Source organism: Pedobacter sp. 10L46_2 (genome assembly GCF_056395165.1).
This window is the reverse complement of record NZ_JBFTIZ010000035.1, coordinates 2343-17530: the sequence shown is the minus strand read 5'-3', so window position 1 is coordinate 17530 and position 15188 is coordinate 2343. Positions and strand designations below refer to the sequence as shown.

The following is a 15188-nucleotide window of genomic DNA, read 5'->3' as shown; positions in this document are numbered from 1 at the left end:
ATAGCTTTAAGTATTATTTATCTGCTTCTTTCATCATTTTTTGTATGGTTGGTTTTGCAACGTCATTGATTTTCGAAGTTGCAGTTACCTCCCAGAAACTTTCCTTTTGCTCAATCTGGGCTTGAGTGGTAACAATCCAACTTTGGATCCAGCCGGTTAAAGTGCACCAGGCTCCCCAGCCCGCGTCCGAATTAGATGCCCAATAATCCCAGCGCCCATAGTCAAAACCTCTTAGCCAAGCACCATCCAGGTCAGGATGTACTTTACTTTGTACCTGAATACGGGTTAAAAAGTCTGAAAGCTTTTCGGTAGCAGCCTTATATTTGGTATTGCCAGTAGCAGCCGCAGCCTCATTAAGGCTAAAAAGCGCAAAATTACAGGTATACAACATACAAGATACCTTTTCACCATTCCTGAATATGAGTGAGCCTTCATCAGTCCCATAATCTTCATTTTTATTTAAGGCCTTAAACATCCCTTTTCCCTTTCCAAGTTCTTCGCTGATCGCTCCGCTTTCATCCTGATATTTCAGAATTTCGTTTATCATTTTATCCAGCCATTGCCTGTGCTCCTCTGTATTTTCTATTCTTACAAGCCAGGCAAGCGGAAGTATCATTCTGGCTCTCTGAGTTTGCATACTACTCCCCCAAAGCCATTTTTCAGGATAGGCATCCATCGTAATTTTGATGGCTTTTTTAGTCCGCTCAAGTAATGGTGCGTAAGCAGTTTTGTTATATAACCATAAGTAACAGGCCCACATCCATGATTCAAAATGTGGCGATATGTTGACCACATCCCTATTCCAGTAATATGGCCATCCATTTTTGATAATATCAGCTTCCTCAAGGCGATCAACTCTAAACCCCTTTATACCTGTAGTTCTGAAATTACCCATAATGGCCTCCGTCAACTCTTTATCCCATTTATCTGTTTTTAAGTAAGATGAGGCAGCAATCATTCCCAGAATTGCACGGGAATTGTCGTCACCATAAAAAGTACCGGCATTGGTAGTCGCCCAGCCAATCAATCCATAGGCAGCGCTTGCAGGATCATTTTTTGGTCCCTGACGCAGGTTTGAATTTTTAAAAACATATTCCATCAGATTTGCCGACTTATCCTTGTAATCCTGATTATTGAAAAGCTTCCCTGCAGCAGCTAAAGTCATCGCGACCTCTCCCTGTACATCTGCCCGCATCCAATAACGATATCCCTGATCCCCCTTATAAGAAATCGTCGAGATGTGTCCCTCCAAAACACCCAATTTCCCATCACCATTAATTCTCGACTGACTTATGGGAGGACCTGTAGGCTTTGTACCGTCACTTCCATATTTTGACACATCTGACGACCAACTTTTATCCGGAAAAAATCTTCCCTTGTAGAACCAGTCTGCACCTTTTTTAACGCTGTTTAACCGTGCCCCCGCAGATAAAATCTCCCTTCTTTCAAACATTGGTTTAACATCCTGATGCCAATATTTTATAGTGACGTCCGAATGGGAAGTTAAATGTGAAATAATGAATTTCAACACACTCTGTATTGCATCCGTGGGACCATAGCGCCCCCTTTCAAAATTACTCAGCCCAGTCATACTTATCATGATATTGTTATTATGTTTAAAAAGCAGTGGATATGCTTTTGTATTTTCCAGACCATATTCAGCTTTATCAAAACCAACCACCTTTGCCAATACAATTAAGGGATCCTTAGCCTGCACTGGTAATACGTGGCAATTATGAATACCCACTAAACTCATATTTTTTAGAGGAGCAGCAAACACATCTTTGGTAATAACGCCCCTTTCCAGGTTAGTTTCCAATGCTTCAGAAGGAATATTTAGACCGGGGAAAGAGGTCGGATACTCTACATAGAGTTTTAGTCCTTTTTGCATTGCTTCACTTAAAATTTTAGCGGTAATGCGGTTGGCGGGATCTATCTGCGGGTAGTTATCTGCGACAATAAGCACCCCTGACCCTCTGGAAGCCGCTTTGACAGCAGCACCAGGTGTACTAAATCTTTTAAGGATATACCCCTCTCTTTTCAGCAGCAGATATAGATCGTTCTTTATATTCCCGTAAAAGAAGAGGTTGCTGCTTTTCGTTAAGCCTTTACTTTGGAAATTGATGATCAGCATCACTGTCAGAAATAAACAGGCGGGTTTAAAAATTTTCTTTAGTTTCATTTGAGTGGTTTTTTATTTTTGGGATGAAAGAAAATGCATGCTCAATTAGTATAAAGTTCTTTTAGCAGCTGCAGCGCTTCTGCTATTAATATATTCTCTGCACCGGCTTCTAAAAATGACCATTTACCTGGCCCAACTTCATATCCACCTTGCTGTAAGGCCAACGCAGTAGGGATATAGCCTATGTTATTTTCTGCGTACGCCACTATTATAGTCTGGTTAAAAGGTGAATTTTGTTCGATTTCGTAGGCGATTTGGGTAAAAGGCTCTCCTGGCAAGAATAAAATGGCCACTAAGCCGAGCCTTATAGCGCTTAATCTTGCCATTGCATCATTTCCGTTGGTCATGTTACTTCCGGGTCTAATAGAGAATTTCCTGGCACGATTAAAAAAAGCGAAAGGCAGGCTAGCTATCATTTCGGAATCACTATTTTCTACAACTTTAGCAATTGCTCTTCCATGTTTCACAGCATAATCCGGACCACAGGAAACTGTAGGCGGATTGATATCTCCGGCAGCGCCATTTAAAAATAGCGCAATACCATTCTCCTCTGATTCTTCCAAGGCAAAGCATAATTCTCCTGGAAACTCGGCTGATAGATGTGGCATACACATTTCATGGACAGGATGACAAACCGCATGTACTAGTGTGGCAATTACATTGTTCAATTCATCTTTGAAACGGATACTGTGAATTCTTCTGTCTACGGGTTCTCTTTCTAATAATTCAGGAGCAATAGGCTGGATAGAATCTGACATGATAACGCCACCCGGGGTAGGAATGCGTCGCTGCATACTATATCCAGCCAGGGTATCTAAGCCAATAAATACCCTGCATGGCTTTAGCAATGATATAGCCTTATCTATTGCTCCTTTAATTTTGTGTTGTACATTCCTTAACCAATCCTTGTAAATATCCGTTAGGTACAAATCAGACAAGGCAACAGATTCCGGCGCATTGTGGGTGTGGGTACAAGTCAGGATCACCCTGTCCGCAGAAATAGCACTGGCTATTTCACTTTTAAAATTATCCCATCCGCCAACGGAAGTATCATTTAGCGCAAGAAGATCAAGGCAAACTACAGCAATCATTTCTCCGCTATTTTTCACGACCAGTACTCTTGCATATAAAGGTGTTCTTATTGATGCAAAAGGCTCGTAAGTTCCATTTACGGAAGAAGTAAGTAATCCTACCTCAAGTGGTGGAGTAATATCAGCAACGGTAGCGCCCGCAAATAACAGCTCTTTACTCATCATACTTATTTTTGCTTTTTTACCCAGTTCAAAGCCTGCTGCCAAAAGGCATCGTAACCTTCCCATAATTCGAAATTAATGCCCCAGTGAGGAGCTGGATCTGACATATAAGTAAATAGGCGGCCTTTTCCATATTCTCCTGCCACTACCAGAGGGTGACCGGTTTCCTTAACCCTTACCAATATTTCTGCATCTGGTTTGGCAGACACCTCATTGTATCCAAAAATCGGAGGAAATTTATCCCACGGCAAACCTTTTACGGCGGGATGCTCAGGATTAACAACTTCAGCAGTAAACCCGGCAGAGGATTCTACCAGATCTTCAACCAACAGACAGTCGACTGGCAAAACGCTATTAAGTAAGCTCMTTCCCCATCCTGATTTGGCCTGTACACCGCTAAAGGATAGCCATCCTCCCAGCATCATCAAGCCACCGCCATTATACACCCATTCTTYGATGATGTTTAAGCGATCGGGAAAGGTTACAATTTTATTTTCACGGCGGGAACGATCAAAGAAGCTCGGATAAAGGTGAAAACATTTGGCTTCCACATCACTGATAACCAGGCATTCAGAGTGTTTTAAATATTCCTCTAATTTTCCGGGTTCTAAACGATATAATTCCCAATTGGCTAAACTTGTAACTTCTGTTATATGTTCAAGTGCCTCTACCATACGTTCACCATAGAAATGCAGGTCGGCATCTTTTGTTTCGGTACCAAAAGGTGTTTCAATAAACATCGGTCCGACGTGAAAAACCCAGTCACCAAGGTATAATACGTGTTTCCCGTCTGCGGGAAGTGCTGTCTTTACTTTCATAGCATTATTTTATTTATGTGTTTTGATTAATATGTTGAGGATCATCTTCCAAACGTGCCGAAAGAAAATCCAGGTAAGCCGATGATGTTTTTTTGAAGGCAATAAATAGAATAACAGCGCCGATCAGCTCAGCCATTGCCCAGTTATAGCGACCAAACCAAGCTTCGGTAAGACCTGAAATCAGCAGGCAGGTTGCTGCAAATCCAATAACAGCGATACCTATCCCTCTGAATATTGGCTGCAATTCCGGCTTCTTCAATAATACATTTTTGTTCAGTTTCCGGAAAGGCTTCCAAAAACCAAGCGGTTTAGCTCTTTGGTAAAAATTATTTAGTAATTGATCCGGATCAGGTTTAGTTAACAGTGCAACGGCGATCCATAATAGGGTTGTTAGCCCCATCACCAATATGGTTTGCCAGTACCATGGCAGGATCAATTTCTGTGCTGAAGAAAAGCCTGACCACAACAATAATTTTGGCCCAAGCACTACAATGCAAAAGATACCTGCTCCGCCAAAAGATGCAGCAACGCGCGCAGGACCATTAAACCGCCACCACCACCATTGCGCCCAGTTTGCCGGTAGTTCAGCGGCACTCAACTGCAGCATAACTATAGCCACATCGGTAATAATGGTAACATTAAATACAACTGCCATTGCGAGAGAAAGGATGATCAACATACCAATTTTACCAATTAACAGGTAGTGCTTTTCGCTGGCCGAACGCACAAACCACCGTCTATAGATATCACTCACTAATACCTGACTACCGAAATTCAAATTATCGCCAACTGTAGACATTGTTGCAGCCATCATAGCTGCAACCAACAAACCCATGGCGCCTACAGGTAACATATCCTTCATTAACCGACCATACACAAGTTCTCTGTCTGCCCCAGATGCTCTTAACTCAGGATACAGAACCGCTGCTGAAATACTTGGTAAGGTAACGAGCAGCAACAGTACAAACATGCTAATTGCAGTGACCACATACATTGTTAGGGCTTCTGCTGGAGTTCTCGTTGAAAGAATACGCTGTCCTTCCATTGCTCCACCCATTGGTGCAGCATCCCCGCCATAGCCAATGCTCTGACCAAATAACCAGGCCATGCCTGCAGCAATTGGAAACACATCATGATTTAATGGGGGCACCATCTGTAATATTTCGGGATGTGTGGTACCAAAAGCCTGGTTCAATGTAGCCGTCATTGCCTGAGGGCCACCAAAATGGTTTAAAGTAAGCCAGGCAAGCGTAATTGTACCGACAAAGAAGATCACCATTTGAATCAGATTGGACATGACTACCCCTTTGTACCCTGAAAAGAAAACAAAAAGAAAGGAGATCGGTACAACCAGATACATGGTTTCCTCTTTGGTTATACCGAATGCTGGCCCCATGATCTTATAAGCGGCCAACAAGGTGATGCCGGTCCACGCCGGCATAGCAATTAACGAGGTTCTTATTGCGATCCACAAACGCATAGCAGCGGCAGGTTTTGCAGGAAACCGCAGGTCATAAAACTCTAATGAAGTAAAGAGGTTTAATCTTCTCCAGAATACGGCAAAAAGCACCCCCCCAAGGAACAAGGCTAAACCAAAACGGCTCAAATACCACCACGAAATAAACGAACCTGTTACAATTGCCAATCCACCATATCCAGTGGCTGCATCAGGGCTGACTAATGCGGCAGTATAAGATATTCCATTTAACCATCCTGGTATTTTGCGACCGCCAAGGAAAAAATTCTCCAGATTAGCAGAGGAAAACCGTCTGTGCCAAAGAGAAAGCGCAAACATTAAAATTAAGTAACTAATAACGATCCAGATATCCGGTTGGTTCCAATTCATACTATTTATTGTTTTTAATTCCTTTCAATCGTTGTTCAAGGGGTGCAAGCGCAGGTAAATTGCTCTGAGGGCTATCAAGATAAAAATACGCAGTGGCGGAGTAATTATCTACCCTATAAAAATTAACCCATTCATCGGCAGGAAACTTATCATCATTGATATCTGGAAATCCCGTTTCTTCCATCAGTTTGACCATTCCTTTCTGGGTCATTACCGATATTGGTTTTACTTTACCGCCTGCTTTTGCAATACCCCTGATGAGGTCCCGGCCACCCCCGCCCATTTGCTGAATGGTAACCTTGCAATCAGCATTGAAATAAACAGGATCAGGAATGTGATATCGATAAAATGCATATTGTTGTTTTTCCTTATCCACTATTGGTGCACCTTGATACAGCTGTGAAAAAGGACCAAGGTTCCAGGCAGACCCTATGTAATCTTCTGTGCCGGTACCAACAAGAGTAGGATGCTGATTGTCTCCGTCCAGATATGCTTTTACCTCTCCTTCTCCAAACCAGGTAGTTCCATAAACATTATCGGTAATCACACTGATATTGGTTCCCAAAAAACGTCCCTCACCTTTGACACGTGGTAATATTTCAAAATCTTCAGCCAATCCTGCCGCAGCGCTGTTGCTCCAGTAAGCATGGAAATAAGCAATTTTGCCCTCATTAACCAGTACGATTCGGGCATGTTTGGTAAACGGCATTGGCACATAACTGTTAAAAGACCTACCTTCCGGGCTGCTGAATAAAGCGCTTTGAAAAGTAGTCATCCTTCCTAAACCAATACCAAAGAAGTCTCCCAGGGGTACAGAAACGGCAGGCTTATCGGCATTATCCCAATACATTTCAAGTTTTATCGACCTGAGGGCTTCCGGATTTCTATCTATAATGGTCATCCAGATCCGGTTTATGATACCACATCCGTTATAATCCATTAGCATGATCTTTTCACCCGGGCCTACCCAGACACTGGCACGCCCTTTTGCACCTTTATTTTCCAAAGCGCCTCTACCCTTTTCGGCAGATGGATTTTCCAGGCTAACCCAACGGGTTTCTTTACCCACAGGTAAATCGTACAATTCCTGAGCACCTAAATCTGCTGAAACAAAGCAGCATCCGATAAGTATAAGTCCTTTGAAAATTAATCTGTTCATAAACAATTTTTAAGAAAATTAACTGGGTTTTACCAACCCGGATTTTGAGTCAGTTTTATATTTTTTTGAATTTCGTATTGAGGTATTGGCCACAAATAATGTCTATCTGTAAACACCCTGGCTTCGACAACAGTTCTTTTATAAAATGCATCGCTTGACATGTTATAATCCAATCCATTCACATCTATGCCATATACATTTTTGCTATCGATGGCTTCAGCAGTCTTCCATCTATGGGTATCAAAATATCGATTTGTTTCAAAAGCCAGCTCTATACGCCGTTCGTGCCATATTTTTTCCCTCATTTCATCCTTTGATAATCCTGATGGTAAATTTGGGAGACCAGAACGGTTTCTAATCAGATTAACATATTTGTATACATCAGCTATCGGGCCATCAGATTCATTAAGTGCTTCGGCATAATTTAAATATTGCTCTCCTAACCGAAATAATATCCAGGTTTTTCTAGGACCGGTATTCCCGTTCCTTTTGTAGCTCGGATGACCAAACTTTTTCATCAGGTATCCAGTTTCACTGTAATTACCTGCATTATTAGTAGCCCTTCCGTCCGGAGCACCTTTCCAAAACTTTAACGGATCGTTTAGTGGACTCCTTTGATCCGGTTTATATTTTTGGCCGGTAAACATGATGCTGGCGTAAAACCGGGGCTCCCTGTTTACATACATATTGCGGGTACCTACAACATAATTTGGATTATCGGTAGCTGTATTACCTGTTTCTACATAACCTGATGCAGGATTGATTATCGGGGTCATATCAGCATTGTATCCCAGGATAGGACGCTCACCATTGGCCATCTCATAATCGTCAACAATATTTTGTGTTGGCGCGTTCAATGTGAAACCTGTTCCCGGCATTCCTCTGGGCTCACTATAAACATCCAGATCCAGGTATCCCCCCATCGTTCTTACCCAAATGACCTCGTCATTCCAATTGACATAAAACAACTCCTGATAATTAAGAATAGGATCGTTTGTAGCAGATTTGTACAGTTTATGACCTGCAGCTTCTGCCTGATCTATGCAGGCCTTAGCTGCAGTCGCAGCAGTTTTCCATCTCTCAGCAGCGAAATCCGGAAACAATCTGACACCATCTTGTTTCAAATCAGCATAATCTGCGTTTCCATTCCATAATGGACTAGCCATGAATAGTAAAGCACGTGCTTTTAATGCCAATGCAGTAATTTTAGTGGGTCTGCCAAACTGACTATCGTCACTTGCTGGGACACGAACATTTAACATTTCTGCTGCCTTATTACACTCGTTTACAATAAAATCAACACATTTATCTATAGGTTGTCTTGTTTCCGCTAAAAAGTCGCCATTTATAGGAATTGATTTATCAATAATAGGTATAGGCCCATACATCCTGATCAATAGAAAATGATAATAGGCCCTTAAAAAGATAGCCTCCCCTTTCCATTTGTTGATTTTATCCTGGGTCACCAGTTCTGTTAATGGAAGCTTATCGATATTTTCAATAAAGATATTTGCCTTTCTGATGCCTTGATAACTGTTTGACCAACCATCCTGAACATTGGTAGCATTGTCTATGCTCCATGTCCCATCATTCATTCTGTTACAATAAGAAGGCTCGTGCCCTTGCTCCATCTCATCGGCAGCACCGGTAAAGGTGTTGGTCATCGAAACTCCATTTCCATTATCAGGAAATACAAATTCTCTTGGTAAATGGGAATATGTATTTGTTAAAAATTGTTCAGCGAAAACAGGATTGGAAAAAACCTGGTCAATATTGATGTCCCCATCCGGAGTCTTATTCAAAAAGTCTTTCTTACATGAAGGAGCTGTAAGAAGCAGGACGGTGATAAAAAATAATATTATAGTTGCTTTCATGATATCTAACTTTAGTTTAATAAAAATTAAAAAGTAACCTCTAAGCCGAAATTGTAGGTCTTATTTATGGGATGTCTGCCAGAACCAAAATCAGATTCAGGATCAATAACTTTCAGGTTATCCCAGGTAGCCAGATTGGTTCCGTTTATAAATATTCGAGCGTTACTTAGGGAGATTTTCTTTGTAAACTTGCTTGATAGTGTATAACCAATTTCTGCATTTTTGATCCGCAGGTAGTTACCACTCTCTTTCCATAAAGTAGAACCGATATAGTTGTTTGTACTATTTGCTCTGATACCGGGATATTTTGCATTTGTATTATCACCTCCCGGAATCCAGCGCTGATCAAAATAATTTTGCTGTACATTATACAGCCCTTCTGCACCTTGAAATGCCCAGGTAGTATATCCCTGACCGTAAAAGAAATCCCTGTTGGCGGCTCCGGTAAAAAAGATACTGATATCAAAGCCTTTGTAGCCCAGCGTGCTGCCAAAACCGTACATGATCTGAGGAAACGATCCGCTAAATTCACCAATAACAGTTCTGTCGGCAATATCTATTATTCCGTCGTTGTTTAAATCTTTATATTTAATATCACCGGGTCCATAATTGGTAACACCTCCGGCCAAATTTGCCTGACTTGGGCTGTTTGCAACATCTGCCGCGTCTTTAAACAATCCAAGCGCAACATAACCCAAATTAGCACCTATTGAATGTCCTCTTAGCTCTTGCCACGGATACAACTGCTGAGGCTGGTCATTTTCAATTATCTTACTTTTCGCAAAAGAGAAATTAGCTAAAAAAGAATAGTAGAACCCTCCCTTAGTCGTATTTCTTAACTGTAAATTACCTTCCACTCCTTTATTTGTGGAAACCCCTAAATTTGCATAAGGAACCGTACCACCCGGATAACCAGTGTAAGTAGGTATTGTTGCCCTTAACAATAACTGATCTTCTCTTCGTTCATGAAATACATCGGCAGTTAAGGTGAATTTCCCATTAAATAGCTCCAGGTCAAATCCTGCATTTGTTTTATAAGCATTTTCCCAGGTCACATCCTCATTCCCTATACGCAGCTCACTGAGACCACCAGGGTTGTAAGTCTGCCCATTACCAAATTCGTATCCTGTTGCCCCTTTGTTAAATGTAGATAGAAAAATAAAGCGCTGCAGCGGGTTTCCAATCCGATCATTTCCGACCTTTCCATAACTACCCCTTATTTTAAGACTGTTGATTACATCTTTATTCCAGAACTTCTCGTTAGAGACAATCCATCCTGCTCCTACAGACGGGAACAAGCCAAATTGCTTTCCTTTCTTAAAGTTTTCCGAACCGGTATAGCCGGCATTGAGTTCAATTAAATAGCGGGTATCATAATTATAAGTTACCCGACTGATAAGCCCTAACCGTCGTTCAGGTAAATTGTCGATGGAATTTGAAGTAGCGACGTTTTGTGCATCCTTCTTATTTCCTAACAGCAATCCGGAGATGCTGTGTTTTCCAAACGTGCGGTCATAGTTTAAAGAAACTTCCCCATACATTGTCCTATAGGTTTCGTATCGGTTACTAAGTGCCAAAGCACTTTCGGTACTGGTACGGGTATATTTTTCAAGACCATTTATAATCTCGTAGCGAAATGCATCAGGGCTTTGGGTCCGCACATTCTGCGTAATATCAACTACATCGAATGAAGCCAATCCCCTTACAGAGAGACCGGGAGTTATTGATGATAAGTCCCACTTAAGTCCAAGATTGCTAATTGTTGTGTTGTAACTCTGCCGGGTGTATCCTGATTTGGTAATCCTTGTCCATGGATTGATGATCAAATCACCCGTTGCCCCGGAATTAGAGCCGTCAGGATTTTTAAAAGGCATGATCATTGGATTGGTGAGCTTCAGATAAAACAGGACGCCGTCGGCGTCATATGCAGGATAATTTGTACCTGAAATAATTGCCGACAGACCCAAACTCATATCAATATTCTTTGCAACTTTAATATCAACATTGGATCTGAAGCTATATCTGTTCAGTGCCGCATTTGTTTTATAAACATTTCCTGCCTCTTCATTATAACTTCCCTGCTGAGAGGTATATCCTAAATTAACATAGTATTTAACTGCTTCACTTCCACCGGAAACACCCAAATTATTAATGGTTTGGCTGGTGTGCTTTCTAAATATTATATCATACCAGTCTACATTAGGGTAAAGGTAAGGATCAGAGCCGTCCTTAAATTTTTGCAGCTGCACATCAGAATAAGCAAGTGCCTGCCCTGTTCGTATCCTATTTTCATTTATTAATGTGGCGTAGTCAAAACTATTTATATTGTCCTCCACCCGCAAAGGAGTTACAATTGCGGATTCTGATCTAAAGTTCACTCTTGGTTTACTTACAGTTCCCTTTTTAGTATTGATCAGAATGACACCGTTTGCTCCCCTGCTACCATAAACAGCAGTGGCAGACGCATCTTTTAAAACTGAAAAACTCTCTATCTCCTGAACGTTCAATGTGGTCCAGTAATCCTGCAGATCCCGCTCTATACCATCTATAACCACAAGCGGTTTGTTCGATCCACTCTGCGAGATCTGACCGCGAATAAATATACTGGCGGCATCATATCCGGGCTGTCCAGACGACTGACGGGTCATCACTCCGGCCAACTTGCCACCAATTGCATTGGTTAAAGATGGAGTGGCAAACTTCTGGATATCCTTAACTGAAACGGTAGATATGGAACCAACCAGATTGACTTTCTTTTGGGATCCATACCCCACAACTTGCACCTCATCCAATTTTTGTCGGCTCTCATCCGGTTCCAATTTGACAGTAATCGTTCTGTTACTGCCCACCCGCAGGGTCTTGCTCTTGTATCCAACAAAGCTCACAATTATAGAGTCTTGTTCACTCCCTATCTCGAGCAGGAATTTTCCATTTATATCTGTGACTACACCGCTGGCCGTCCCTTTAACACGAACTGTGGCTCCGGGCAAAGTCTCTTCATTTTCATCAACAACTATCCCTTTAAGCACAAAAGAGTCTTCAGGTAATGGCAATCTGGGGCCACTGGCTTTAGCGATCAGTGAAAATGAAATAATAAATAGAAACAACAACAATGTGAATCCCTGTCGCAAAACAACAAGGTCATCTGTTGATTTTACAAGCACACAGCAAGCGCTGCATGGCGGTAATTTTGGTTTGGTAAAAAGTTGCATGGTTTAGTGGGTTTGGTTGAAAAGTTGACATTTATTTAGGTTTTTTTCATCGGTCTATTTGTGTATTTATTTTTTGAATACGTATTCATAATATGTCAAAAAAATAGCCAGGCTATTTCTTTTTAACTGAATTTCTAACCACCATATGTCCTTTAAACATCAATGTTTTAGGTTTAGCGGTATTGTCTTTTATCTCGTTTAACAAAATCTCTATTGTGCCGTCTATCATCTCTTCTACAGGCTGCTCCCAGGTCGTCAACGAATATGAAGGCCAGGCGCCCATCCTGATGTTATCAAATCCAAATACCGAAACATCTTCCGGTATCCTCAACCCTATTACCCTAATGGCATCCATTGCCCCCAGGGCAATAATATCATTGCCACAAAAGACACAATCGATGTGTTTATTCTTTGTCATTAGTTCCTGTGCAGATTTGAAGCCACTCTCATAGGTGTAATTACCAGACTCAATCATAAACTCATCAATGTTTCTTTCCTTCAATACTTCCTCAAAACCTTTAAGCCTATCTAAAGTCGTAGAGGTATCAGAAGGACCAGATATAAAAGCAAAAGACTTATGTCCCAATTCTACCAAATAGGCAGCTATCTGCTTAGTAGCCAAGTAATTGTCGCAAAATACAGAACTACTTCCAGCTTGCTCCGTATAACGGTTAAACAAAACAACAGCTATTTCACTTCGCTTAAATTTTAAGGCAGCCGATGATGACAGCAACGCATCTGTTATAATTACACCTTCAACATTATATTCAAGCAGTTGGCTGATCTCTTTTTCCTGGATCTCTTCATTTGTTGAATTGATAAATATGAGATGATATCCTAAGGCCGACAAGCGGTTATGAAATATTTCAAGCACTGCGGAATAAAAAGGATTTCGGATATTACGCATCACCACCCCTATCATGCGGGTCCTTTTGGTAATCAGACTTCTCGCATGGGCATTAGGTTGATAGCCCAGCGCTTCAGCAGCTTCCAGTATCTTCTTTTTCTTTTTCTCCGAAACAATTGCTCCGCCCGCAAAAACCCTTGATACTGTCGCTTGTGAAACTCCCGCCAATTCGGCTACGTCTTGTGATGTACTATGCTTTTTACTCAATTCAATCTGTCTATGTAAATGTATAAATTTATGAATACGTATTCATATAATATCAAATATAATTAGATATTCTTAAAATGCAAATAAAATAGCATAAAATTTAACACCCGGTTTTTACCGTAACTATCTGTAACAGTGTCTCTCAAATTAATAATGAAAAAAGCGTACTGCTGTCAGGTTACAATTTCAGAAAGAAATTAATTAGCATTACTGTTAAAATGCTCAACCGATTGTTACCAGTCGATTTTGCTTAAACTTACTGTTCCACTCATATTAACATTTGTTAAATAAGTGTAAGAACAGTCTAACAACTTAAGCTTTCTCAGGCCGGACACATAAAGAGAAACTAAGGGATTATCTCTCAAAGACAACTCCTCAAGTTCTTTAAACTGACTAAAGTCTAGTTTCGATAACTGATTCTCGCTCAGTCTGATTAATTTCACAGCAGCACATCCAGACACTTTAAACTCATTTAATGTATTTTTCTGAAAATCGATGTGCACCAGCTTTGGAAGGTTAGGAATATCGACTTTATACAGTGCATTGTCGTGCATTTTTATCTCTTCAAGCTTCAGCAGTCCGGTTAAGTCTAGTGTACTGATTTTGTTCTGATGAACATATAAAGTCCTTAGGTTGGTTAATCCTCTCAGGTTCATGTTCTGGATCTGATTGTTATAACCAAAGATCTCTTCCAGATTTTTCATACCTTCAAGATCCAACACTTTTACCTGATTATTCCAAAAGCTAAGCTCTTTTAAATTTGCGAAACTTTTAATACCTATCAATGAACTTATACCAGCCTGATCTACATTTAGCTTTGTTACTTTTTGTGCTTCAGACAGCTGAATTTCTCCATCTCCATTAAGATCTACCCCAAGAATAACAAGTTGCTTTTTAAAATTCGGATCGGGTATTTTTATAGTTTGAGCAATAGCACTGAATGATACCACGCCCCACAAAAGCATTATGCATAAAAATAAATGTTCTTTTTTCATCGGTTTTCCTCCTGATTTAATTATGAACAACCACATTCATTACTGCACCTGCATCCTTTACGTCCACAAACCCACTGATTTCGTTTTCAATAAAGACATCATACTGGTAGTCCTCATAAATTGGTGATGAGCCTAAAACATATCACACTACTCATGGTAGCCTGCTTTTTGCGGCTATTAAATTTTTTCTTCAGCTCCAGAAACTCCATAAAATATGGCGTTACCGGAAACAACAGGATCTGGCTTCCTTTAACACCAAAATTATCCTTGCCTTTTTTTTTCAATGTAGCAGTTCCCTGTATGGTAGCTGTTCCCTTTTCCATCAACCTTGCAGTTTCAGCTTCATTAAAAGGAGTAGTAGGAAGAACCCATTCCGGCGCCTTCTGTGCGTAAGCCATATGGCTGAACAACAAGAGCAGTAATTTTACCGATAGTACTTTTAGTATTCTTTTATTCATAACTTGGTTCTTGAAAACCATCGAATGTATCCAGGCAGTCGAAATTACGGTCAGAAAATGTTTACTGCAATAGCTGTAAAAAGTCATTTGCAACTAGCTGTTTTCAGCTAGTTGCAAGATAAGAATTCTACTACGAGAACATTACTTTAGAATGTTATGTCATCCGCTACATTTCCACCCTGGGCTGATGCAAACATTTGTCTGTACTTTGCATTATAAGCATCCTGTTTCTGGGTATATTCCTGAAAATCTGCCTGGATGTCAGCATGGATCTGCG

Annotated in this window: 10 protein-coding genes; all 10 read right to left on the bottom strand. The window is 40.8% G+C overall.

What is annotated here, in order from left to right; all coding sequences use genetic code 11:
* Positions 1 to 13: 13 nt before the first annotated feature.
* Positions 14 to 2182 (bottom strand): hypothetical protein, encoded by a 2169-nt coding sequence (locus AC1DDX_RS06055; RefSeq protein ID WP_216854515.1) that lies wholly within the window; start codon positions 2180 to 2182, stop codon positions 14 to 16.
* 41 nt (positions 2183 to 2223) lie between these two features.
* Positions 2224 to 3501, bottom strand: a complete 1278-nt coding sequence (locus AC1DDX_RS06050) for a hypothetical protein (RefSeq protein ID WP_288880292.1) — start codon at positions 3499 to 3501, stop codon at positions 2224 to 2226.
* Positions 3441 to 4253 carry a glutamine amidotransferase gene (locus AC1DDX_RS06045; protein ID WP_477621866.1) on the bottom strand — a complete coding sequence of 271 codons (813 nt, stop codon included), beginning with the start codon at positions 4251 to 4253 and terminating at the stop codon, positions 3441 to 3443. Before AC1DDX_RS06045 ends, AC1DDX_RS06050 begins: the two co-directional genes overlap by 61 nt.
* Positions 4254 to 4266: 13 nt before the next feature.
* Positions 4267 to 6099, bottom strand: a complete 1833-nt coding sequence (locus AC1DDX_RS06040) for a sodium:solute symporter family transporter (protein ID WP_337715032.1) — start codon at positions 6097 to 6099, stop codon at positions 4267 to 4269.
* Between the two features lies 1 nt (position 6100).
* Positions 6101 to 7258 carry a glycoside hydrolase family 172 protein gene (locus tag AC1DDX_RS06035; RefSeq protein ID WP_477621865.1) on the bottom strand — a complete coding sequence of 386 codons (1158 nt, stop codon included), beginning with the start codon at positions 7256 to 7258 and terminating at the stop codon, positions 6101 to 6103.
* 29 nt (positions 7259 to 7287) lie between these two features.
* Complete coding sequence (locus tag AC1DDX_RS06030; protein WP_288880303.1) at positions 7288 to 9132, bottom strand: RagB/SusD family nutrient uptake outer membrane protein; 1845 nt, start codon at positions 9130 to 9132, stop codon at positions 7288 to 7290.
* Between the two features lie 26 nt (positions 9133 to 9158).
* Entirely contained in the window at positions 9159 to 12344 is a 3186-nt protein-coding gene (locus AC1DDX_RS06025; RefSeq protein ID WP_288880306.1) for a SusC/RagA family TonB-linked outer membrane protein, read from the bottom strand.
* Between the two features lie 112 nt (positions 12345 to 12456).
* The gene (locus tag AC1DDX_RS06020) at positions 12457 to 13458 is read right to left on the bottom strand and encodes a LacI family DNA-binding transcriptional regulator (protein WP_172663654.1); all 1002 of its coding nucleotides are present in this window, start codon (positions 13456 to 13458) and stop codon (positions 12457 to 12459) included.
* Positions 13459 to 13691: 233 nt separating this feature from the next.
* Positions 13692 to 14453: a leucine-rich repeat domain-containing protein gene (locus tag AC1DDX_RS06015; protein WP_477611726.1), complete on the bottom strand. Its 762-nt coding sequence runs from the start codon at positions 14451 to 14453 to the stop codon at positions 13692 to 13694.
* A 113-nt stretch (positions 14454 to 14566) separates the two neighbouring features.
* Positions 14567 to 14911 (bottom strand): hypothetical protein, encoded by a 345-nt coding sequence (locus AC1DDX_RS06010; protein WP_477621864.1) that lies wholly within the window; start codon positions 14909 to 14911, stop codon positions 14567 to 14569.
* Positions 14912 to 15188: the final 277 nt, after the last annotated feature.

Bases quoted from the DNA above. Each gene is read 5' to 3' on its own strand.
- AC1DDX_RS06055 (WP_216854515.1), bottom strand. From the start codon at position 2,182: ATGAAACTAAAGAAAATTTTTAAACCCGCCTGTTTATTTCTGACAGTG.
- AC1DDX_RS06050 (WP_288880292.1), bottom strand. From the start codon at position 3,501: ATGGGAAGGTTACGATGCCTTTTGGCAGCAGGCTTTGAACTGGGTAAA.
- AC1DDX_RS06040 (WP_337715032.1), bottom strand. From the start codon at position 6,099: ATGAATTGGAACCAACCGGATATCTGGATCGTTATTAGTTACTTAATT.
- AC1DDX_RS06035 (WP_477621865.1), bottom strand. From the start codon at position 7,258: ATGAACAGATTAATTTTCAAAGGACTTATACTTATCGGATGCTGCTTT.
- AC1DDX_RS06030 (WP_288880303.1), bottom strand. From the start codon at position 9,132: ATGAAAGCAACTATAATATTATTTTTTATCACCGTCCTGCTTCTTACA.
- AC1DDX_RS06025 (WP_288880306.1), bottom strand. From the start codon at position 12,344: ATGCAACTTTTTACCAAACCAAAATTACCGCCATGCAGCGCTTGCTGT.
- AC1DDX_RS06015 (WP_477611726.1), bottom strand. From the start codon at position 14,453: ATGAAAAAAGAACATTTATTTTTATGCATAATGCTTTTGTGGGGCGTG.
- AC1DDX_RS06010 (WP_477621864.1), bottom strand. From the start codon at position 14,911: ATGAATAAAAGAATACTAAAAGTACTATCGGTAAAATTACTGCTCTTG.